Origin of the sequence: Haloarcula sp. Atlit-7R (assembly GCF_003666065.1) — an archaeon.
Taxonomy (GTDB): Archaea; Halobacteriota; Halobacteria; order Halobacteriales; family Haloarculaceae; genus Haloarcula; species Haloarcula taiwanensis.
The window spans coordinates 189,982-213,288 of the sequence record NZ_QXIK01000007.1 but is presented as its reverse complement, the minus strand read 5'-3'; the positions used below and the strand labels follow the sequence as shown (position 1 = coordinate 213,288).

Here is a 23,307-nt window from a genome sequence, read left to right as displayed (position 1 = left end):
TGCTAGCTCCTGATGCGCTCGTTCTCCGGGTCGAACAGCGGCCGGCTCCCGACGACTGCGACGGTCACCGAATACTGCTGGCCCATGTACTCGACCTGGAGGCTCCGCCCTTCCTCGGCGTGGGACTGCGGGAGGTACGCCATGAGGAGGTGCTTGCCGACGCTCGGGCCGGTCCCGGCGCTGGTGACGTACGACCGACGACCCTCGTCGTCGACCAGAACGTCCCCGTTCTCATCGAGGACCGGTTCGTTCCCGAGCATGAATCGGCGCTCGCCGCCCTCCGGTGCGTGGTCGTCGACCGACAGGGTACACAGCGTGGCCGTATTCTCCTCATCGATGGCCTCAGCGTAGGCTTCCTTCCCGATGAAATCGGCGTCCTTGACCCCGTGGAAGGTCAGCCCTGCTTCCGCCGGGTTGTACTCCAGTTCGAGTTCGTGCCCGAACAGCCGGTACCCCTTCTCTAGGCGACCGGTCGTCCCGTAGACGCCCATGCCGGCCGGCCTGACGTCGTGGTCCTGTCCGGCCTCCCAGAGCACGTCCCAGAGGCGGCGGCCCTGACCCATCGGGGCGTAGATCTCCCAGCCCTGTTCGCCGATGTAGGAGAGCCGCATCGCCCACGCGTCGACCTCGCCGACCGTGATTTCCCGTGCCGTGTACGGCTCGAACGCGTCGTGGGACATGTCCTCCTCGGTAACGCTGTCGACCATATCCCGGGCGTTCGGTCCCCAGACGCCAAGCGTACATAACGACTCGGAGCGGTCGATCATCGTCACGTCGGCATCGTTCGGGATGTGGTCGCCGAACCAGGCCCGGTCTGACCCGCCCGCCGCGCCGCCGGTGACGACCCGGTAGTGTTCGGGGCCGAGTCGGGCGATGGTCAGGTCCGAAACGAAGCCGCCGTTTTCGGCGAGAATCGGCGTGTAGACGGTCTTGCCGACATCGACGTCGACGCGACCCACAGCCATCCGTTCGAGGTAGTCGACGACGTCCGACCCGCGGAAGTCGAAGATGCTGAAGCCCATGTCGCCGATCATCGACACATGCTCGCGGGTGTGGAGATGCTCCGCGAGGATAATCGGAGACCACCACCGCGAGTCCCACTCGTTGGGCCGCTGAAACTCGGCGAGTTCGTCCTCGTACCGGTCCAGCAGATCGCTGTTCGACTCGTACCACTGCGGCCGTTCCCAGCCGGCCGCCTCGAAGAACTCCGCGTCGAGGTCGGCCTGTTTCTCGTAGAACGGGCTCGTTCGGAGTTCCCTGGCCGACTGGTACTGCTCGGCCGGGTGGACGATGTCGTATATCTTCTGGAACCCTTCGCTGGCCCGGTCTTTGACGAACGAGCGGGAGTTCCCGTACTCGTAAAAGCGGTTCACGTCGGCCCCGTGGAGGTCGATATCCGACCAGCCACGCGTCATCCACTGGGCGACCGCCTCGCCGATTGCCGGGGCCTCCTTGATCCAGATCGCGGCACACGACCAGAGTCCGTCGACGTCCTGCAGCGGGCCCAGCAGCGGCGCACCGTCGGGCGTCTGCGAGAGCAGACCGTCGATTTCGTGACGGATGCCGGCCTCGGGGTCGTCAAGGAGTGCCGGGACGATCTCCAGCGCGTCGGCCATCGACTGCTCGAACGCGTCGTCGGTCAGCGGCGGCTGTGTCGGCGACAGCGGAGCTTCGTCGATGGACGGTATGTCTTCGACGTCCCAGAGTATCGGCCGGTGTTGATACGACCCGACTTCGAGGTCGTTCCCGTGCTGGCGCTCGTACATCTGGGTGTCCATATCGCGGACGACCGGGAACGAGATCTCGCCCTCATAGTCCTCAAAGACGGAGATTGGGCCGACGCTGATCATCTGGTGAACCGCCGGTGTCAGCGGGATCTCGACGCCGGCCATATCGGCGATCTTCGGGCTCCAGAGCCCGGCCGCGATGACCACCTCGTCGGCCGTGACGGTCCCGCGGTCGGTCTCGACCGCCTGTATCGACCCGTCTTCGACGTGAAGGTCGAGCACTTCGGTGTTGGGCGAGACGTGCAGGCCGCCATCAGTGTACTCGTCCGCCCGGGCTCGCATCACTTCACCGGCCCGAAGCGGGTCACACGTGCCCGCCCCGGTACTGTAGAACCCCGCCTTGATGAGGTCAGTGTTGACGTACGGCACTATCTCTTCAACTTCTTTAGGGGTCAACAGTTCCGCCGGTTCGCCCCATGCCTTCGCCGACTGGACGCGCCGTTTCAGTTCCTCGACCCGTTCCTCTGTGCGTGCCACCTCGATACCGCCGCTGTTGGTGAACGTGTCCATGTCCTCGTACTGTTCGATGCTTCGCCGGGTGAGATGGGTCATCTCCTTCGAGTGTTCCACCGGCATCAGGAAGTTCGACGCGTGACCTGTCGACCCACCGGGGTCGGGTAAAGGCCCCTTATCCAGAATCGCGATGTCCTCTCGCCCCATCCGGGCGAGGTGATACGCGAGACTGTTCCCGACAATACCGCCACCGATGACTACTGTCTTCGCCGCTGACGGCAGCGAGTTCGAACTCATCGAGGTCTCACCCGTATGCTGGCGGACCGAACTGTACTCTCGCCTCTCGTGGTGATAACGCTCAACATCGTCCGTTTTGAGCGTGGCCCCTTTCGGGAAAGAAGCAGGGACCACAGTTCTGCGGCGATTTATATGCGGCCGAGGTGCTGGCCGCCGGCGAGTGGCCGCTGTCCAGAACGTCAGCAGTCGCAAACCGATATTTGTGCTTGGTGGACCCGTCGTCGAGTTAATGCTCGCGTTCCAGTGCCAAGGAGAACAGGCAGAAGCTCATATAGTCAATATTCTATCATGATGGGTTTTTTGCTGTCCGCTACCGACGAACGACCACAGGGTAACAGACATATTGTGATGACTGGGCCACTTGACTCCAGAATTCTGTCACACAGGATACGGCCCCTGGCACTCAGCGGCTGCTGGGACCGTCGATGTGGCGTCGAACCGACTCCCTGAACTGCGTGCGGTCCGCCTCACTGATTGTTCCGACGTACTCTCTGGTTGTCGTTTCAGTCTCCGTCTCGATGCCTCGCATTACTTCACACATGTGCGTTGCGGTCAGTTCGACGACGACTCCATGGGCGTCGAGTTCGTCGGCCAGACCGGCTGCGATATCCCGCGTGAGCGTCTCCTGTGTCGTTAGCTGGCGTGACTGCCACCGGACGTATCGGATGAGCTTTGACAGCCCCACCATCTGGTCCCCGGGTCTATACGCCACATGGGCAACGCCCTGAAAAGGGAGCATATGATGTTCACACATACTGTAAAGCGGAATTCCTGTTTTGACGATGAGACCGTCGGTCTCCGCGTCGAAGGTACGCATGATCGGTTTCGACTCGGACCGAGCGCCTTCCGTCAGCGTCTCGAACATGTCCGGGACACGCCGACTCCACGTCTCCGATAGTCCTGCCGAACTGGGATCACGGCCAGCGGCTTCAAGTAGGAGGCGAGCGCCACGTCGCGCCTTCTCTTCGTCGAAGTCATCTGTTGGGTGGGTCGCAGTCTCGTGCTGCTGTGCAGGCTCCTGTTCCCGGGAATCCATTACAGCAAAACAGGAGCTCAACGTACAAAGTCTCTGTTCCCCACTAGTTCAGTACTGGAATAACAGTGGTAACATTGTGATTTCGTACTACAACGTATCAATGAATACAAATGTCGTGTAATATAGAACATTCAGTGGGCCCGCCTGCACGGTAGTAACCGCGTTTCTGTTGACCGACAGACCAGCCGCAACATGGTTTTCGTAACGTTAAGATTCAGTCAGATGCCAGCGCCTGAACGGTCTGCTGGGTCGCTGCCGATGCTGAACGGGCGAGTGCTGTCGCGTGCCAGTAGTCCGCAACGCTTCTATCGAGAGTGGACGCCGATATCTCTCCCTGATGATGCGTCAACCAACGGTCAGCGGCCATGACCTTGTGGCCGGCGTCGACGAGAATCGCCCGGACCAGTTCCGGTTGTGAACTCGATTCCAGAGCCGCGGTGAGTGCATCATACGCGGTCTGTCTGATATCTCGAACCGTTTTCCCATCCGATGGCCGGGCGAGTTCGTCTGCCTCCCGCCGTGTCTGAATGCGGTCGATCGCTTGGAACCGGGCAAGCTGACTGTTCGCATCGACAACGGCGCTCGCGGGTCCGACGGCATCCGTGAGACGGCTGATACCGCTTTCGGCTTCCCAGCGGAGTTCTTCGAAAACTATCCGCCCCGGAGTGCGGTCGTCAGTGGTCGTTTCCGGCGGCAGGTCCTCCCGCCGGTCCCGGACGGCCGCGAGCAACGTCTGGGCCCCAGCGGTCAGTACCGGCTCCAGCGTCCCGGCATCATCCGGGAGCGCGGCGTCGAACTGTGACTGCAGGTGGCGGGCGTCGTCGAGATACGCCTGCGCCGACTCGGCCCGCTCGCCACATTCGGCCACCGCCAGCAGTTCCGAGTCCGCTCTGGGCCTCCCGTCCGTCTCGTTGGCCCGCTGGAGTGCGGTCTCGATGCGGGCGTGGACCAGCGCCGCGCGCACCGGGTCGGTCCCGACGTACTCGTGTGCCTGCATGGCTTCCCGGGCCGCCAACACCGTCTGGCTGTGTTCCTCCCGGAAGGGGGCGTCAGTGCGACCGCGGTCGGCGACGCTCCAGCCCGCAGCGGCGTAGCGGGCGTGTTCGCGCGCCGACCGGAGCTCTCGAAGCGCCACCAACTCTGTTCGGGCCGTCCGCGCCTCGTCGAGGCCGTCAGAGGCGGTGCTGGCGGCGTCGGTCAGATGTTGGCGAACGTGGCCGTTCGGGATCTCGTCGGGGCCAAGCGGCGTCGGCAGCGTCGCCAGGAGCGAGCGGACCCGCTCGCGCGCGGCCTCGAAGTGACTCGCCGCGACGTCGACCGGGACCGACGGGGGCACCGGTGACTCAAGCTCCTCGTTGCGGCGGACGTCGGGCAGGTCGTAGGCGTCGATAGTCGGCTCGCTCCCGGTGGTACCGAAACTGCCACAGCCGGCGATGGCGCTGGCCCCGGCCAGCGCGAGCATCCCGCGGCGAGTCATCACCGCGCGGTTTCCACTCGTCCCGGACGTATCGTCAGTCATGCTCGCTCACCACCGGACCGACGCTGCTCTGTCCAGACCCGCCGACACCTTCGCTTTCGGCACCCATCTGTGGGCCGTCACAGCCGCTGCCCCCGATAGAGGAGGAGAACGTAGTGACCTCGTCGGCGTCGAGCGCCTGCGGGATGCGGATGAACCACGCCGCGTACACCGTCTCACCCGCCGTACAGCGTTCGTCGTAGGGACGGCTCACCCGCCCGTAGTCGGTCGAAATCCTGTCCGGCGACCACTGGACTCTACAGAGCGACAGCCGGAAACACTCCTCGATGTTCACGTTCTGGAGGTATATTGTCTCGATCTCGAAGTCGGTCTCGGCAAGGAAACTCTCGATTGGCTCCCGCTCCACGGTTTCAGCGATGCCGAGCCGGTCGGCTTTCGCCGCGGTGTCGATAACCTCGGACTGCAGCCGGTCTCTGCGTCGGCTTTCGGTCGGTCGTTCGTCGTCGAGCCAGACCGGTTTCCGGTCGGCGTCGACGCGGGCGACGACCGTGTCCGGGTCGGCTACCGAGCCGGCCCTCGAACCGGCCGCGTCGTTGCGTTCGGTCGGCGTGCGTGTCGAGCCGGTGCCGCCCTCGAACAGCCCGCTACAGCCGGCAAACAGCGTCGCCAGCCCGCAGGCGCTGTGGAGGAGGGCACGTCGGGTGAAGGGGACCATTGTGCAACTTCCCGCTTGCGCTGTCAGGTATAAAATCCTCGTGGTAGACTGACAGCGACCAGGTCGTGTTAGATAGCTGGAGCGCTGAACCGATGTCGATATTCTACACCGGACACTGTAGATATAAATACATCTTCGGAAGATTTACGCTTGGATTCGGCATTGATAATTTACAATTTGCGAGTTCTGTGGCTACCGTTTGCGTCGCGGCCCCACCCGGTGAGCCGACTGCCCGGTACCGACGGACGCGGAGACGCAACACAACGGCTAAACCGGGCCGCTGCGTTCCGGCGGTAATGGGGTCGGCGCAGTCCAAAGTCGGACGGCTAATCGAAACGTACGGTCTGGAGTCGATGGGTTCGGAGCTGGAACGGGCCTGGCTCGGCGACGGTCAGGAGCGCCAGAGCCTCCGTGACCTAGCTGACCGGTTCAACCGGGCCCTGCTCGTGGCCGCGATACGCGACGCGGGGATGGACGTGGTCGACGGTGAACCGGCGAACTTCTATCGCCTCCTGACGGCCGATGACGTCAGCGCGGGCAAGCGGGTCGAAGCCCGGAACCGGCTCGAACGGGCCGGCATCGACGTCGAACGGCTGGAAGAGGAGTTCGTCACCTACCAGGCGATTCGCTACTACCTGACGGAGGTTCGCGGGGCGAGCTACGACCCCGACCGCGAGACCGAGCAGGTAGAGCGCGAGCGTGACACCATCGACCGCCTCCGCAGCCGGGTCGAGACCATCGTCCGAGACACGGTCGACAGACTACAGACCGCCGACAGGCTCACCGTCGGCGAGTACCGCGTGTTCGTCAGCATCGACATCCGCTGTCAGGACTGCGGGACGCGCCACAGCATCAGCGACCTCCTCGACCGCGGCGGCTGTAACTGCCGGTAGCGTCCCTGGCCGTACCCAGTCCCTCAGATGTCGGTAATCCGGGTGTACTCCTCGGGGAGCGCCTGCGCGTCCTCAGGGAGCAACGCGACGACGAGGTAGGTGGGGAACTCCGCGAAGTACTCCACGAGGGCGGCGATGCGCTCCGCGTCGATTGCCTCAAGCGAGTCCAACAGCATGAACGGGACCTCTTCGTACACGTCGTGGACGAGGTAGCCGGCGAGCGCGAACACGAGCCCGGTCACCTCGCGCTCGCTCTCGCTCAGGTGGCCGACCGTGTCCTCGTACACCGTCCCGCATTCGGTGCTCCTGACGACGTGGAGAGTGAACGTCGACCCCGTAACGCCGTCGTCGCTGCCGACGACCGGGCCGTCGGGCGTGTCGGTCCGTTCGAGCCAGATACGTTCGATGTTCCCGTAACCGAGAATGTCGAGCAAGTCGGCCATCTTCTCGTTGAACTGGTCGGTCGCCTCGGCTTCGAGCCGGTCGATACGCGACCGGAGGTCGATCAGCTCGTCGACTACCTCTTCCCGTCGGTCGGCTAGTTCGTCGTTCCGACGGATTTCTGACTCGATGTCGGCGATCTCCTCGCTCACCTCGTCCCGCTCTGATTCGAGGCGGTCCAGTTTCAGTTCCAGTTCGTTCGCCTCCGTATGGAGGTCCAGCACTTCGTCGAACTCCTCGGTCCGGAGCGTCGTCACCCGGTCCTCCAGTTCCTCGACGCGGGCCGAAAGGTTGTCGCGTCGCTCCCGGAGGTCCGCTACGTCCGACTGCCGGCGCTCAATTTCGGCGTCGACCTCCGAAATCGTCTCCGTGAGTTCCTGTGTCCGCGCGCGCGTCTCCGAAATTTCGTCACGCTGGTCGGTTAGTTCGTCAAGGTTGTCTTCGACATGGTCAATCTCTGTGATCGTCTCCTGAAGGTGGTCACGCATACTCTGGAGTGTCGACTCGATACGGGCCGGCTTCACTCGCGAGCCACAGGTCCAGCAGGTCGTCTTTGATCCCTTGTACAACTGTTCCGTGATGTCACCTACGCTCTCGGGCTTTGCGTCGATGGCATCAGTTATTTCCTGGTGTTCGCCGGATAGCAGTTCTTCGTTGAACTCGATGACGTTCTGCAGTTGGGTGGTGTACTCTGAGAGTTCACGCTCCCGTTCCCGAAGTCGTTCGATGTCTGCATCTAGGGATTCGAGTCGGTCATCTGGTGAGTCTGGGAGCCCGGACCGTTCGACTGCGAGGTTGCCTCGCTCGTTGCGTAACGCCGCAATGCTCTCCTGTTCTGACTGAATATCCTCGCGGACGCGTTTCAGTTCGGACCGAGTCGCTTGGAGTTCATCGAGAGCAGTCTCGAGTTCGTCCCTGTTTTTCTGTGTCGTCTGGAAATCGACGTCCCGCTCGTCGATGCGTCCTTCGACACGCTTGAGTTCGTCTCTCGTCTCGGCAATTTCCTCGCGTAGATCCGCCTGCTGTCGTTCTAGGTCGGGAAGCTCACGCTTGAGCGACGCGATACGATCGAGTTCCTCGTCGATCTCCTCCTTGCGCTGCTCGGCCGCACGTATCTGTCGGTGGATAGACGCCACATCGACGGGTCGCATGATAATCTCTCGGAGGTTATCACCCCGCTCGACAGCCTGCCTGGCCTCGTTGTCTTCGAGCAGGAACGCGAACAGGTCCGCAACAGTCGGGTCCGTGAGAAGACCGATGCCCGACCCGACAACCCCGTCGTCGGTTCTGGTCAGTGTTCGGGTGTACGTCTCACCTCCCAGTGAGAACTCGATGTGCCCCTGATCAGCGTCACCTTTGACGCTTGCCCACTCGCTCCCGTGAGCGGCCATCACTGCCTGCAGGAACGAGGTCCGATTCGTCGCGTTCCGGCCCTGGAGCACCGTCACCCCTGGCGGGACCTCGACTGTCGTCTCGTCGATGCCCCCTATCTTCTCGACGGTGACGGTCGCCACTTCCCCAGATACCGAGAGTGAACCCATGTTTCGGTGTGAGCGAGTTACGGGCATAAGCACTATGACGCGCGTGGCACCGACCATCCAGACATTGACCCTAATAGATGGAAGTGGCTAACAAGCATATGCCTGTTATTCAACCGAATCCTCAGACCTATTTCCGTGCAGAAACAATCGCCTATATCCATATATCGAGCAGATTCGATAAATAACACGCTCAAACGTGTATCTTTATATCACCCAATCGGCGTAGCTGTCGATGTCGTTGACCATGACAGATCAACACCGGGCTGAGAGTGCGCTTCGCGCTCACGTGACCTCCGTCAAGGAGGACCTGATGACGGGCGTATCGTTCATGATTCCCTTCGTAACTATCGGGGGGATTTTCCTCGCGGTCGCGTACGCGATAGGGGACACACAGGCAGTGTTCGGGAATACCGGCTCGGCGGGCTGGTTCCTGGCACAGATCGGCGTGGCCGGGCTGACAATTATGGTGCCCATTCTGGGCGGCTACATCGCGTACGCCATCGCGGACCGCCCCGGACTCGCCCCGGGATTCCTGCTGGCATACATCCTCCAGCAAGGGAACGTCGTCGCCGAAGCGGCGACAGTAATCGGCATCTCCGGCGGCGAAGCCGGTGCCGGCTATCTCGGCGCCATCGTCGCTGGGCTGCTGGCCGGGTACGTCGCGCGCTTCTTCAAGAATCTCGACGTTCCCGAGTTCATTCAACCAATGATGCCGGTGTTGCTCATCCCAGTCGCGACGATGGCAGTTCTGACGCCGCTGATGCTGTTCGTGCTGGGCGTTCCCGTCGCACTCGCTAACGAGGCTCTGACCTCCTTCCTGCAGTCGATGCAGGGCGGTCAGGCTATCGTCGTCGGCCTCATCCTCGGGGGGATGATGGCCTTCGATATGGGTGGCCCAGTAAACAAGGTCGCGTACGTGTTCGCCACCGGGCTCATCACCGAGGAAATCTACGCTCCGATGGCCGCAGTGATGATCGGCGGGATGATTCCGCCAATCGGCCTCGCGCTCTCGAACTTCATCGCGCCCCACAAGTACGCGGCCGAGATGTACGAGAACGGGAAAAGCGGTATCGTGCTCGGCCTCTCGTTTATCACTGAGGGCGCGATTCCGTATGCAGCCGCGGACCCGCTGCGTGTCATCCCGGCTATCGTGGCCGGTAGCGCTGTCGGCGGTGCGACATCGATGGCCCTCGGCGTCACGATGCCCGCGCCCCACGGCGGTATCTTCGTGGTCCTGCTGTCGAATCAGCCACTCGCCTTCCTGGGCAGCATCCTGCTGGGCTCGCTTGTGACAGCGGTTGTTGCTACGGTTATCAAGCCGGACTTCGAAGACCGTGTCGACACCGGGGCAGAGGCGAGCAGTACACAACCGTCGGACGACTAACTAGACTGACGACAATGACAGATGCAATCTCAGCGGACGACATCGAAGAACTGATTCCGGCGAACCACATCTCGCTGTCCGAGCCGCCGGCAGAGAAGGAAGCGTGTATCGAGTCCCTGCTTGACCTGCTGGTGGACGGCGGCAGAGTCGAGGACCGCGAGCGCGCACTCGAAGCACTGCTGGAGCGCGAATCGGAGACGACAACGGGCGTCGGCATGGGGATCGGGATTCCACACGCGAAGACTGACGCTGTGAGTCAGCCCTCGCTCGCGTTCGCTCGCTCCGAGGAGGGAATCGACTTCGGTTCCATGGACGGCGAACCCGCGACGCTCATCTTCATGATCCTTGTCCCGGAGGCCGGTGGGGAGGAGCACCTCGACATCCTCAGCTCGCTCTCGCGGGCTCTGATGCACGACGACGTCCGGGACCGGCTCCACGCGGCGGAGGACGAAGCGACCGTTCAGGACACGCTTCGGGAGGCCATCGCATGACGGTCGAACGAACTGTAACGGTTGTTCCGGAGGCGGGGTTGCATGCCCGGCCGGCGTCAGCGTTCGTCCAGGCCGTCAACGATCACGAGGCGGAGGTCTCGGCTGGGCGTCCGGATGGTGACCTTGTCCAGGCAGCGAGTATGATCGCCATCACCAGCCTCGGTGTCGGACAGGGCGACGACATCAAACTGGTCGCCGACGGCCCGGACGCAGAAGCCGTACTTGACGAGCTGGAGCGAATACTAACAACACCAGAGGGGGAACTGGACACTGACGATGGCTGACCGCACACTCCACGGGACCGGTGCCACGCCGCGCTCCGGGGTCGGGACGGTTGTCTGGTACGGCCGCGACATCTCGCTCCCGGACCCTGACGACGTGAAAGTCGACCCCGAGGCAGAAGGCCGGCGATTCGCCAACGCCGTCGACACCGCTCGCGAGGAACTAGCGTCCGAGCGCGAAGCGACTGCCGAACGCGTTGGTGAAGACGAAGCCGCAGTGTTCGACGCGCATATCCAGTTCCTCGAAGACCCGACTATCGAGGAGGCCGTCGAGACGATGATCGGCGAGGGCCAGCCCGCCCCGAACGCCGTGGACGCCGCGTTCGGCGAACATATCGAGCAGTTCGAAGGGATGGACGGCCGAATGGCCGAGCGTGCGGACGACCTTCGAGACGTGCGTGACCGCCTCCTCCGTCTGTTGACGGATGGGGAACGGGTCGACCTCGGTGACTTGCCCGACGGCAGTGTCGTCCTCGCCGAACGGTTGACACCCAGCGACACGGCACAGCTCGACCCGGACCGCGTGGCCGGCTTCGCTACAGTCACGGGCGGACGGACATCGCACGCGTCGATTTTCGCCCGCTCGCTGGCCCTCCCGGCCGTTGTCGGTGTCGGGGAAGCGCTCGAAGCCATCGAAGACGGAACAGAAGTGGTGATCGACGGCGACAGCGGCGAGGTGCTGGTCGCCCCTGATGACACCGAGCGAGCGGCCGCAGCAAGCGACTCGGGTGCCGCTGTCGTCGATGCGTCCGTCGAAACCACTGACGGGCGACACGTCGAAGTGGCGGCAAATATCGGCCAGCCGGCGGAACTGAAGCCCGCAGTAGAACGAGGGGCTGACGGCGTTGGCCTCTACCGGACTGAGTTTCTCTTCCTCGACCGGGAGACGCCGCCGTCTGAAGATGAGCAGTACGAGGCCATCCGTGAGACACTCGACACGTTCCCGGATGGGCGCGTCGTCGTCCGGACGCTGGATATCGGTGGCGACAAGCAGATTCCGTATCTCGACCAGCCAGATGAGGAAAACCCATTCCTCGGTGAACGGGGAATCCGGCGCTCGCTCGGCCCGGATTCGGACCTTTTCGCCACGCAACTCCGTGCACTTCTGCGTGCTGCTGCGGACGGCGCCGGGGACCTCGCCATCATGTTCCCGATGGTCGCTACGGTTCCCGAACTCGACGCTGCACTCGACGCGCTGGACACGGCAGCGGCTGATATTGAAAAGTCCGACGCCGTTGATGTCGAAGTCGGCGTCATGATCGAAACACCGAGCGCCGCATTCATGGCCGGCGAACTCGCGGCGCGAGTCGATTTCCTCTCTATCGGAACGAACGACCTCACACAGTACGTGATGGCCGCTGACCGAGAGAACGAGCGCGTCGGTGACTTACACGATCCTTCGCATCCGGGCGTCCTCCGGGCGATCCATCAGACAGTTACCGCAGCCCACGAAGAAGACGCCTGGGTCGGAATGTGTGGCGAGATGGCCGGCGATCCCGACTTAACCGAGCTTCTTGTCGGTCTCGGCCTTGACGAACTCAGCATGAGCGCTGTGACGATTCCGGAGGTCAAGACGGCCGTCAGCGACACCGAGTACAGCACCGCGAGTGAGCGTGCGGACCGCGCCCAACTCGCCGCAACGCGAAGCGAAGTCCACACCACACTAGACACATGAAACTCGTCGCAGTCACCTCCTGTCCGACTGGTATCGCACACAGTCAGATGGCAGCCGAGAATCTTGAACAGACAGCCGAAGAACAGGGTCACGATATTAAGGTAGAAGTACAGGGGGCGATGGGAGCGGAGAACGAACTCTCCGAAACGGATATCCAATCCGCCGACGCCGCCATCATCGCCTCGGACACGTCGGTCAGCCAGGACCGGTTCGGCGGTATCCCGCTAATTAAAGGCACAGTCAAAGACGCCGTTAACGACGCCGAAGGCATGATCGCTGATGCGCTTGCGGCTGCTGACAGCGACGCATCGGACACTGGGTCCGATGTAGATGGATCCGAGTCCACGAGTACCGATTCTACTCAGCAGCGCCGTCGTGGTGGTGACCGTTCGAAGAGTCTCGTGGCTCGGTTGAAGCGTCTGTTCAGTTGAGTCGGAGGTATACCCCGCTAACGTAGGCGATCCATCGAACTGCCATAGCGGATTTACCCACTTTCACGAACGGAGCTAATCTGAGAGTTGAGATCACGATCTCAAACGCCGGAGTACGCATCAGCTGCGGTGTCCAAACCAGTCCTTACCGGGGGCTGGCGGTTTCGGCCCGCTGGTGGTTATTCACCTTCACCAGAGGAGTCATATCTATCCCCACCGCCGCCTCTTGGGGCAAGCAGGTAACCCAGAACTGTTGTTCCTGACTCCGGACCGACCCGTAACTCCACGGTCTGTCGCTCTTGAGCGACGCCAAATTCGGGGAAGTATTCGGTTGTCGTAGTGCGAACGTCGTTTGTACCCAGCGGGTGAACGCTCAGCAAGGGCGGCTCATCATCGGCCACTGCCCGGTGAGATGCCCGTACTGTCTCAGACTCGTCGATTGTGATAGCAATATCCGGGTGGAAATGGAGACGGGAGATGCACGACTCGGTCTCAGTGTCAGACCCGCGGAGTGTATCGCGGACAAGCCACCAGTCATCTGCCGCTACAATGCTTCTGGTGTGTTGATACGACGCTGGCGAATGTGGGTTCGTCACGTAGTGGCCATCGAAAACCGCCGGGTCTGTCCCCTCGCACTGTGCCATCGGCTCCGTCCGCGCCCCCATCAGATACTTTCCCCCGATCTCTATCGGCTCGGTGTTGCCAACCTGTACCGTATTGTGGCCAGCGACACCTCTGACGTACTGTCTGCGGTCGTTGCTGGCATAATCATATACACCGGTATCTGTAAGTACACGCTGTCCTCCGATCCAGAGCAAGATACTCAGCAGGTCGTTATGAGAGTGACCGGGTAAATGCGAAGGCCCGACTGGGCCGCCGTCAACTAACAGACGCCCATGGTCTGTATCGAGCCAGTAGTACCCTGTTTCTCCGCTCGCTGGATTGGATGCTGGGGCAGGACGGTCACCCGACCCGAACCCGGCGGCAGCAGCGTACCTCAAACAGTCGGCAAGTGGAAGCGCTTGACCGAACACGGCGTCGTTACAGAGCGGAAGCCGTTCGTCTGGGGGACAGAGGTACCGCAGATACGCTACGGCCTGCGTCGTCATCGCTGTCAGCCAGTTGGGGAGTGACCGATCACTGGCTGCCAGCACAGCGCACGCTGTCACGAACCGAGTTGTCACGATTGCATGATACATCGGCGAGCGCTCATAATGACCACCGTCAGAAAGGAACTGCTTAGCCCCCGTACGACCGAGTATAGAGATCCCCTCCGAAACCCAAGACGTATCAGCACCCGGGAAAGTAAGTCCGCTCATGAGCAGTGCGAGCCCGTTCTCGACGAGGTGATTCCCGCCGACATCACCTTCGATATGGTTTGCGAGGAAGAGCGAATTCCGATATATTTCTCTGGCAAGGGTTTCGATGAGTCTTTCTGGACCGTCTTTCCGGGTGCCTCCAGTCCGCCACGCGAGGTATCGTGTGAGTGTTTGAATGCGGAGCGACACTGCCCACGGCGTCCACACGTCTCGAAGGTACCCCGGTTGGCCGATCTCAATACTATCGGTCCAGTCCCGCACCCACTGGTCGAACACATCGACAACCCTATCGGGGGCCGACTGTGGGTCTGTGAACCCCAGCGTCGCCCATCGAAGCGGTTCGAACGCGTATAGTTTCAGCGGCCAGAGCAGCGGATAGTCGTCGAACCGGTCGTCAAACCAGTTGAGTTGGTCTGGCGACCGTAGCTGTATGGTCCTGTTGAGGAACGTCAGATTACCATCGGCCGCCCGACGGCTCTGTTGCTGGAACATCTCGACGGTCGTCTCTGAAAGTTCTGCCCGAAGTAGGCGAAGATCCGTTTTGACCGGAGTGATTGCCACCGAGAGGGCCTGAGGAATCGCCGCGTCGTAGTGTGCGTCGAAGTCCAGCGGGAGTCGTGTAAGTACGGAGTTACGAGTCGTTCGCTCAACCATCCCGAGTACCTGAGCAGGCTCCAACTGTGTGAGCGTGTGTCCGTACAATCTGACCGCTTTGGGAAGCGTCTGCAGGGACTCAGTCATGCTCAGGTTCTGGGGCCGTGTACGATTCCAGTTGTTCGCCTGTTGTCAATGTCCGAAACACCTCGCCGAGTCGACCCGCGATGGCCTGCCGATCGTATGATTCGGAGACGACTCTGTGTCCGTCTCGACCCATCGCCACTCGCTTGTCGGGGTTTTCGAGAAGACTGTCAATTGCTGCCCCAATGCTCTCGGGAGTGGGTTCTGTGTGAATCCCTGCCTCTGTATCCGTTGCGAACCGCTTTATTTCCCCTCTTCCGGTGACGACGACGGGTAGCGAGCACGCCATGTACTCGTAGAGCTTCGTGGGTATTGCGTAGTCCAGTTCCGGACTGTCTTTTATTGGAGCCAATCCGATAGTTGCAGTATCAAGGATCTCCGGGATTCGCTCACGGTCCACCAGCCCGACAAACTCTACGCGGTCTTCAAGCCCAAGTCGGTCTGTCACATCTTTGAGCCGAGACACCTCGTCACCGTCGCCGACTAACTGAAGCACTGCATCGTCGCTTGAAATGTGTTGCATTGCCCGGATACACGGTTCGAGTGCCTGTGCACTCCCGATATTACCGGTGTAAACGATTCGCGAGCCGCCGTTTTCAGGGGACGATACGGAGGAAAACCGGGTGATGTCAACACCGTTCGGGACGACTTGAACCCGGTCCCTGAGTTCGCTACCGTACGTGTCAGCGACTGCTTCTCCAAGCGTCTCAGTCGTTACTGTAATGCAGTCGGCGGAGTGCAGCGCGAGGCGCTGGAACGCGCGGCCGGCTGTTACTAGGGGACTATCTGCTGAAATGTATCCAAGGGCGATTGAGTTCTCAATCCACAGGTCGCGGACATCGATTACCCAGGGAGTTCCAATGGCAGCAGCCACGAGTCCGGGGAACCCAGTGGAGATCGGTGGCGTAGATGTCATGACAACGTCGTACTGCCGGAAATTCAAGACTAGCCAGAGAGCCGCATGCAGTGCGAATATCAGGTAGTAGGGAAGTCGACGAAGCAGAGAGGGGTTCTCTCTTTGTGGCTGCCACGTCCACAGGCGGTGGACGACCACACCCTTATCGCGGTCTGTCTGTTTGCGCTTCCAAGTCCGTTCGAAGTTTCCCGGTGGGTAACAGAGGCACGGTGCCAGAACGGTCACGTCAAAGTCGTCACCGAGATTGACGGCTGTGTCGTGGATTCTGGATGCATTGCCGCCCTTTTCAGGGGGATACCGCTGAGAGACGATGACACAGTCAGTTGTCATCGTCGTGAAATGTGTACATCGCTCGGCCCACTCTCAGATGTTCCGCCCTCGATTTTGACGACGGTCCAGTGCCCGATTGCCTATCGCTACTCATCAACATCGAATCGTTGCACCGTACCGATGACGGGAGTATTAGTATACGTTTGATACTCTTGTGGTGCTCCGAACCTGAATCCGTTATGTACACTATTGAATCGGTATATATTGACTTATTAGAGATTCTCAATCTTGAATAAAGTGAGCTGATAGATCAAAATATGGTCAAAGCTCCAATCTGTATTATAATAAACTATCCTGATCTGTCTCTCAAACGAAGAGCCTCAGAAACAGAGTATGAGACGTTCAGGACAGATTATTCGTGGACTCTGTATGCTATATAGACCAGTCTGTAACGGCGTCAAAAATAGTCATGATTAATGAATCTCACTCCCGCCAAACTGGATGGCCAAAACAAGTCAGATTACAGTTGTAACCGTCAAAACCACAGTTTCCGTATGTCCGTGATCGGTATCGTGCCGTTCCATACGAGTCAAATTTGATGTCTGACTGAAGTAGTTTCTCTGTACGGCTGAGTATAGCGTCCTGTGCTCAAGATGCGGATCAACCACGCTATACGATATTCTGTCTCAAGGTAGGATACTCTTACTCCTATCATGTATTATCAACTTAAGATAAGCTAACTGCCTGTAAATATCTTTAGTTGGTAATTAAAATGGGCTAAAATCACTTTGACTGGTAGCATCAGTAAATACGGGACCTACACCAGCGGTGAGTGTGATGAATACCGAATCGGAGCAAAGTAATAAGTCATTAACTGAAGAAGCGGACGGAAAGAACGGGCGGAACAAATCACTTGACGGGGGCCAACAAGGTACGATTAACCGCAGGGCATATCTCAAAACGGGTGCTGTCACAGTCGCCGCACTTGTCGGTGCGAACAGCGTCGCTGCAACCGCATCGTCTCAGCAGACTCAGTATATGACTGATTTCAGTGAGTACGCGCTATGACTGAAGACATAACCGAGCACGGTGCGGTGGCGAACCCGGACGACCCCTCGTTCGATGTGGCGAAACGTAACTGGAAGGCAGTGCTTGACGCGGCAAATGCTACTGGCGACGGTGGCGAAATTTACGTCCCAGAGGGAACGTTTTATTTCGCTCGTGACAGTCGGTCTTCGTTCTTTGAGTTCGGTGGGCAGGAGCCCGCCGGCATATCAATCACCGGGGCCGGTCCAGAGCGGTCAGCGCTAGGGGTGAGCAGGCACACCGACGCGTCATCCCACCCGATCCAGACAGGATTTTACTACGACGATGGTGCCGATCATGGCACGGTCACAATCCGTGATATACGGCTGGATGGGAACTACGAGAATCTACCGGACCTTCGCGGTGCTGGCGGGGGTTCTAGATGTATGAATATCGCTGGCAGTGGAGATGTACATTTCTCGAATGCGCATATCCGCGGCTGGTATCAAGAGGCTATCCTTGGCCGGGACGTGCTACGGACCGTCGACCGGTGTACGTTTGAAGATAACGCCATTGCGGACCACAATTATTCGGGTGGCGGACACATCGGCCACCACATCACCACTCATGCGAGCGAGGGCAACCCTCTCACAGTGACGAACTCCCATTTCATTGACTGTTCCGGGAGCGCAATCGATGTCCGGTTTAACACTGGCGAGATACGGATGCGAGACTGTTACGTGACAGGGACGGGTGCCAACCTGTGTAAGTTGAGTGCCTCCTCGCTGTTCGATGTCCGACGAGTATACCATCGCGCCAACACGCCTTCGCTCGAATCCAAACTTGATGAGAAGTCGGGCGAGAATTTTTATGGCCGCTGTTTCATCAACAGGCTGTCCGACCGCACCGGCGGTGTACCGACAGTGTATCTCGAGAATGTCGAAACCAGAGACCACATGGGATACGCTATTCAGGCCGCCGCCGGACAACTGAATATTCAGGGTGACAATTTTGCGATTCACAACGCAACGTTCGAGCTAGCTGACGAAGTGTTCCGTGACCGTGACGGGGCGCATTTCTCCGATGTGGCTCTCGACCGCGTGTCAGTGCACAACTGCGAGCGGGAATTGTTCGGCACGCAGGACTCGGACGGGGCTATCAAGACACTCGCGCGTGATAGGAACGGCGGTCTCGGCGATACCGGCGCTATTACGATTGAGGCCGACGAGCAGGGTGCCGACCCGCTCACACCCGATGTGCCGACTGCTTCCGATGTCGGTATCAACTCGGCGTCCGATGACTCTGGGCAGGAAACGACCACTACCTCAGAGCCACCGTTGTTCGATCACTGGACACCGCAGTGGTCCAGTTCCACGAGTGATTGGAGTGTCGACACCGGATCGCAGTTCGCAGGAAACTCTGCTCTCGCCTTCGAGAACACTGACGGGAACCGTACCCGATACGCTATTTCCGCGGACAATGTCGGCCGACCGGCGGACGTTGAGGTACTAGATAAGTTTCGAGTTCCATCGTTCGCTGCGGAGACAGAATACGGGTTCCACGCACGGGTGTATCTCCGTGGCTCGACGGTTGACGGTAATGCCAACGGTTACTGGATAGAGGTCGAAGACCGTGCAGACGCGTTCCGTCTGGGTAAATACACTGACGGGAACGTGAGAACGATTGCCCGATTCGGCACGCCACAGGAGAATGAATACTTTTACAGGCGGTTCCGTGCCGAGGGGTCCGAGCTGAAAGCGAAGGTGTGGCCTGCTGGGACGGACGAACCAACTGAGTGGGATGTTGTCGAGACTGACAGTGACCACGCTGACGGCTGGGTTGGGCTGGGGTCGTTCGACCCGCAACCCGTCGAAACGGACGTGTTCAGTGCCGTGACTGGCGGTGCCACCGCTCAATTCCTTGGCTCCGAGACGACAGATACGACGCCGTCTGTATCCTGGGCAACGCCGACTGATGGTGAGGTAGCGAGTGGCGAGGTGACGGTACAGATCGCAGCAAACGACGAGGAAGATGCGGCAGACGCACTGACTGTAGAACACCGTCTCGGCGACGCTAGCTGGAATACGGCCACATACAACGCTGAGACTGGGTATTTCGAGGACACGTGGGACACGACAGGAGTTGACGGGGGCGACTACCGACTCGAAGCACGTGTGACCGACTCCGCCGGAAACGACGCCACTGCCTCGGCCACCGTAACCGTAGACAACGGGACGGCTTTGAGCCCCCCGAAGATCGAAGCCGTCGAAGTGAACCGAACGAATACTGATGACTGGTCACGATTCGATGTTGACTGGACCGTTACGGACGCCGATGGGGACCTCGATATGGTCGTCACGACGCTCCTCTCTCAGGGAACAGTGGTGGCTGCCGATAGCACCCGTGTCAGCGGGAAACAGGACAGTTACACGCACCGATTGCGAGACCGCGGTCAAGTCGACGAACTTCGGATCACAGTGAATGACGTCGAGAATCAGGTGGATAGTCTGAGCGAACCGCTGTAGCTCCCGCTCCGTGTTATTCATCTCCCTGTCTGTGGGGCGAAGTTACGATTCAATCGTCGAACGGTTTGTCACTCTTTGTAGCCGAGTTTGCGGAGTTGGAGTCGGACGTTTTCGGAAATTTCGCTCTCAGTAGCTGTAACTTCGGCGTTTGCTACCGACTGAATGTGGTCGTCTAAAGCCCCGGCCAGCCTGTCGTATGCGACAGACTCAATGTTGTCTGGTTGGTTGATCTTTTCCGGTTCGGAGTGGCGCCTGCAAAAAATCTCCTCACCCGTCTCCAGATCCCTGATGAGTTTATACTCTCCGTCAGTTCCCATTAGTCCGCCGTCGTCGTGATCGTAGCTCTCCGTGAATGCGATACGGTCGCTGGTAGCATCAAAATTTGGTCCGGCGATATCTCGTCCGTCGACTGCCTCTGGTGCCTCGATACCGGCTCTTTTCAGTATCGTCGGAACTAGATCGACATGTGAAACCGGGGTCTCTATCTCCCCACCGCTAATCTCAGGTCCATCAATCATCATTGGAACATGAACGTTCTCCTCATAGAGAGCGCTTCCCGGATGAAAAACAAGTCCCTTCTCGTTGAACGCTTCGCCATGGTCCGACGTGAACACAAGGAGTGTCTCTTCGAGACCGAGCGTCTCGTTGAGTCGCTCTAGCAGGTTCCCAAGCTGCCGGTCGAAATACTCTATTTCACCACGGTACAGACGCTCAAGGGAATTTATATCGCTCTCGGCGGCCTCGGACCGTTGTTGGTTAACTTTATGAAATAGTTTTACTGCCCGTCTCCGGCTGATTCCTTCACTGACTGTCCCCTCGTGAGGATAGTACGGATTATGCACATCCATGTAATGTGCCCATACGAAGACGGGTCTAGACTGCTGTTTGGTCCAGTTGACGATATGCTGATTCAACTCTTCGGCCGGCTTGTAGAGGTTACTACCAAGCTGAATCCCCAGCCGCTTACCGGCGTTCTGGTACGTCCAAAAAACGAGATCTGAGAGTTGCTCGGTAGCGACAGCCCGTTCCACGGCCGTGTTGAACAGAGACGTGAGCTTGGAGTCTGTGTCCCCATCTCCTCCACTGTCACGACCCAGATAATAGTCGAACCCTCTATCGTAGTTGTATGTCGGGCTCAGATACGTGTTCGAGTGAAAGCCACCTGTGGCGTACCCCTCTTCGGACAACCGCTCCGCAATATGCACTCGGTCCGGATCGAAGCCAGTCTCCGCTGATTCGAACGTCCAGGGATAGCTCCCGCTCAGAATCGAGAGAAACGATTGCTTCGTGTATGGCGCATTCGCGTATGCAGTGGAGCACGTGAGCCACTCTTCGGTCATCTGCGGAAGCGTTTCGAGCGAGTCAGGAGCCTTCTGCCCGGAAACATAGTCAGCACGCAGTGAATCGACGGTAATGAAAACGATATTTTTCATTGCCATTCCCTCCACTGGCCGGAGTTATATCCCACAAATCGAACCCGTTCGCTTTTTATTAAATAGTCTCTCGTGTGTATCCAATTTGGATTCGACATGGGTAGTTTAGCAACATTCAAAGAAATAATTATACGTTCCCTAACCGAGTAGAGCGCCAACTCCGACGTTATCCCCACTTGATACGGATTATGAATCAATATCTCACAGAACTACTCGACTACCTGTTCCAAATGTCGGAGTTCTGACCAGTGTGACATCAGTTCGGACTCGCCGTCGTTCCGTCATTTGCGGTAGCATTAACGAGATATTGCGTATAATCGCCGTTGTCGTACAGTCGGTTGACTGTCTGGTCCCGTTCGAGTTGATCGAAATCACCGGGTGTGTATCGCCATCGGTCACGATAGCCCGGGAAAAGCTCTGGATACGTGATCCGGCCCTTCCGTGTGATTGTAAGGTAGTGGTCGGAGTCGTAACTACTCCCGAGATACTGACGGGTGGTGTAATTGAAATGACTCGGCGGTGTCCCTTCGTCGAAGTTATCCGCTGTCTGAACACCGTTCCGGTAGTCGTGATGTCGATGAAAGGTGATCCCGAAGCGGTCGAGATTTTCGGTGGCCTCGCCGTGGCCCATCAGCCATGCGCTCCCCTCCATTTCCATCTCGGTTACCTGTGGATTCCGTTCAGAACTCAGCGGCGATTTATACACGCTGAATGTGGAAAGGCTTGCGAGCAGTAGGAGAACTACCACAGCTGTCGGCCAGAACCCCACAGTCCGTCCGATCCGTCTCTCGCTCCAGTCGACCTTTCTCCAGCTGACATACAACAGCTGTCCGACCAATATGATAGCGCCGATCTTAGCGATCTGGAATGGTCGGTTCGGCGGGACGATGAGGTCCGAGACTAGGAATAACAACCCTCCAAAGCTGAATACGACCACCGCCCCGGTAAACAGGCCGAGGTGTGGTGTTGGGACATATCGACCTTTCCAGACCAGAGCAGCTACAGCGACGATAAATGTGAACCCGAGCCCAAACAGCATGAATTCTACGCCATACTTGAACAGTATCACTCGAAGAATATCGATTAATGCCGGTGAAGATTCTTGAATAGTTTGCTGATAAGCGGCCACCGGCGGTTCCCCTTGATCGACACCGAACAGAGTGGTGTAGATCCGCTTGAAGCGCAGAAGGATACCCGCGTACTGCGTGTACCAAACCGCAAACAATGCCACTGAGAGCGAAAAGAGATTTTTCGTTGTAGGGAGTGGACCGCCCATACCCGGAACGTGATTGCTCCCGCGATATAGGACGAATGTCCCGATGACAAAAAGCGCAGTTAGCGGGTGATAGAATGTCTGTGCGAAGAGTGCGATCACGAAAGCGGTTCGGGTTGCAGGTGCGGCGCTTTGATCACTCTTGAAAAGAAGGTACAGCGAGAACGGTATCAGCATAACACTCAGTGCAAAGGGGCGGAACCCGAGATGTGCGAATCGAAGCACAGGGAGCATGACGAACGGGAGTCCAAAGAGCATCTCTCGTCGGGAGTCGAACACGGTCCGCAACAGATAGAACATCGCTCCGTAATATAGCAGAGAAAACATGGGAGACAGCACCATCACGACCGTCATCCAGCCAAGACCCGTTGCATCGGAAACAGTGACAGCCAGAACGTGGGCTGGCGGGTAGATGTTGGCGCCGATCTCGCCGGTGACAACAAAATCGCGGATATACCCGAGATGTGACATAGGGTCTTCACGCCCATACATCTGATACCCACGCAGGAACGGCATGAGAAAGAGGACTAAATTAGAGAGAATCATGAGCGCGAGTGCCGGTCGCCACGTCGTATCCGCGCGCTCAGCCGCGCTCAAGAGTATAACAAGGCCGCCCACGAACAGCGCACCGACGATCGAGACCCAAAAATACGACGGGAGAGCCCCGTAGATGGATATTTCATACTTGGTTGCCGATGGCACCGTAGAAACGACTGCGACCGCAATCATGAGTAGCCCCGTCCCGAGGAGCGTAAGTAGTTCAAGATGCCGGGTTCGGCTCATCGGTGTCGCCTCCTGAGATTTCGCTGGAAGAACCACATCGTCGAGCGAGAGTAATGTTGATCAAGAGCATCAGATGATCCTTCACTTGATCGTGCTTGCATATCTTCCCCTTTCCGAATTGT

General features: G+C 59.1%; 16 protein-coding genes. 7 read left to right on the top strand and 9 right to left on the bottom strand.

Features of this window, described 5'->3' with window-relative positions:
* Nucleotides 1–2: 2 nt before the first annotated feature.
* From D3D01_RS15445 to D3D01_RS15430, 4 genes are all read right to left on the bottom strand, one after another.
* The gene (locus D3D01_RS15445) at nucleotides 3–2,537 is read right to left on the bottom strand and encodes an FAD-dependent oxidoreductase (RefSeq protein WP_121512781.1); all 2,535 of its coding nucleotides are present in this window, start codon (nucleotides 2,535–2,537) and stop codon (nucleotides 3–5) included.
* A 403-nt stretch (nucleotides 2,538–2,940) separates the two neighbouring features.
* Nucleotides 2,941–3,573 (bottom strand): GTP cyclohydrolase I, encoded by a 633-nt coding sequence (folE, locus tag D3D01_RS15440; RefSeq protein ID WP_121512780.1) that lies wholly within the window; start codon nucleotides 3,571–3,573, stop codon nucleotides 2,941–2,943.
* A 214-nt stretch (nucleotides 3,574–3,787) separates the two neighbouring features.
* Nucleotides 3,788–5,092 (bottom strand): hypothetical protein, encoded by a 1,305-nt coding sequence (locus D3D01_RS15435; protein WP_199725407.1) that lies wholly within the window; start codon nucleotides 5,090–5,092, stop codon nucleotides 3,788–3,790.
* A complete protein-coding gene (locus D3D01_RS15430; protein WP_233563402.1) occupies nucleotides 5,085–5,765 on the bottom strand; it encodes a hypothetical protein in 681 nt (226 codons plus the stop codon). The genes D3D01_RS15435 and D3D01_RS15430 overlap by 8 nt, the downstream gene beginning before the upstream one ends.
* Nucleotides 5,766–6,061: 296 nt before the next feature.
* Between D3D01_RS15430 and rdfA the strand changes: the two genes are divergently transcribed.
* Nucleotides 6,062–6,658, top strand: a complete 597-nt coding sequence (gene rdfA, locus D3D01_RS15425) for a rod-determining factor RdfA (RefSeq protein ID WP_101351798.1) — start codon at nucleotides 6,062–6,064, stop codon at nucleotides 6,656–6,658.
* Between the two features lie 23 nt (nucleotides 6,659–6,681).
* Here the strand turns inward: rdfA and D3D01_RS15420 are convergent, their stop codons facing one another.
* Nucleotides 6,682–8,640, bottom strand: coding sequence for an archaea-specific SMC-related protein (locus tag D3D01_RS15420; RefSeq protein WP_121512779.1), 1,959 nt, complete (start codon nucleotides 8,638–8,640; stop codon nucleotides 6,682–6,684).
* A gap of 244 nt (nucleotides 8,641–8,884) precedes the next feature.
* Here D3D01_RS15420 and D3D01_RS15415 point away from each other — a divergent pair, with 244 nt between their 5' ends.
* The 5 genes from D3D01_RS15415 to D3D01_RS15395 are packed head-to-tail and all read left to right on the top strand — an operon-like array spanning nucleotide 8,885 to nucleotide 12,902.
* A complete protein-coding gene (locus D3D01_RS15415) occupies nucleotides 8,885–10,024 on the top strand; it encodes a PTS fructose transporter subunit IIC (RefSeq protein ID WP_394343401.1) in 1,140 nt (379 codons plus the stop codon).
* A gap of 14 nt (nucleotides 10,025–10,038) precedes the next feature.
* On the top strand, nucleotides 10,039–10,515 hold the full coding sequence (locus D3D01_RS15410; RefSeq protein ID WP_101351801.1) for a PTS sugar transporter subunit IIA: 477 nt from the start codon (nucleotides 10,039–10,041) through the stop codon (nucleotides 10,513–10,515).
* The gene (locus D3D01_RS15405; RefSeq protein WP_101351802.1) at nucleotides 10,512–10,799 is read left to right on the top strand and encodes an HPr family phosphocarrier protein; all 288 of its coding nucleotides are present in this window, start codon (nucleotides 10,512–10,514) and stop codon (nucleotides 10,797–10,799) included. Before D3D01_RS15410 ends, D3D01_RS15405 begins: the two co-directional genes overlap by 4 nt.
* On the top strand, nucleotides 10,792–12,471 hold the full coding sequence (gene ptsP / locus D3D01_RS15400; protein ID WP_121512778.1) for a phosphoenolpyruvate--protein phosphotransferase: 1,680 nt from the start codon (nucleotides 10,792–10,794) through the stop codon (nucleotides 12,469–12,471). Before D3D01_RS15405 ends, ptsP begins: the two co-directional genes overlap by 8 nt.
* The gene (locus D3D01_RS15395) at nucleotides 12,468–12,902 is read left to right on the top strand and encodes a PTS fructose transporter subunit IIB (RefSeq protein ID WP_101351804.1); all 435 of its coding nucleotides are present in this window, start codon (nucleotides 12,468–12,470) and stop codon (nucleotides 12,900–12,902) included. The genes ptsP and D3D01_RS15395 overlap by 4 nt, the downstream gene beginning before the upstream one ends.
* 179 nt (nucleotides 12,903–13,081) lie before the next feature.
* Here D3D01_RS15395 and D3D01_RS15390 read toward each other — a convergent pair whose 3' ends face one another.
* Complete coding sequence (locus tag D3D01_RS15390) at nucleotides 13,082–14,962, bottom strand: heparinase II/III family protein (protein WP_121512777.1); 1,881 nt, start codon at nucleotides 14,960–14,962, stop codon at nucleotides 13,082–13,084.
* Complete coding sequence (locus D3D01_RS15385; RefSeq protein WP_121512776.1) at nucleotides 14,955–16,205, bottom strand: glycosyltransferase family 4 protein; 1,251 nt, start codon at nucleotides 16,203–16,205, stop codon at nucleotides 14,955–14,957. Before D3D01_RS15385 ends, D3D01_RS15390 begins: the two co-directional genes overlap by 8 nt.
* A 1,004-nt stretch (nucleotides 16,206–17,209) precedes the next feature.
* On the opposite strand from D3D01_RS15385, the gene D3D01_RS15375 reads away from it, so the two are divergent.
* A complete protein-coding gene (locus tag D3D01_RS15375) occupies nucleotides 17,210–19,696 on the top strand; it encodes a right-handed parallel beta-helix repeat-containing protein (RefSeq protein WP_121512774.1) in 2,487 nt (828 codons plus the stop codon).
* A 68-nt stretch (nucleotides 19,697–19,764) separates the two neighbouring features.
* On the opposite strand, the gene D3D01_RS15370 is transcribed toward D3D01_RS15375, so the two are convergent.
* Both D3D01_RS15370 and D3D01_RS15365 read right to left on the bottom strand, forming a co-directional pair.
* The gene (locus tag D3D01_RS15370) at nucleotides 19,765–21,129 is read right to left on the bottom strand and encodes a sulfatase (protein WP_121512798.1); all 1,365 of its coding nucleotides are present in this window, start codon (nucleotides 21,127–21,129) and stop codon (nucleotides 19,765–19,767) included.
* Between the two features lie 256 nt (nucleotides 21,130–21,385).
* Nucleotides 21,386–23,185, bottom strand: a complete 1,800-nt coding sequence (locus D3D01_RS15365) for a hypothetical protein (RefSeq protein ID WP_121512773.1) — start codon at nucleotides 23,183–23,185, stop codon at nucleotides 21,386–21,388.
* Between the last annotated feature and the right edge of the window lie 122 nt (nucleotides 23,186–23,307).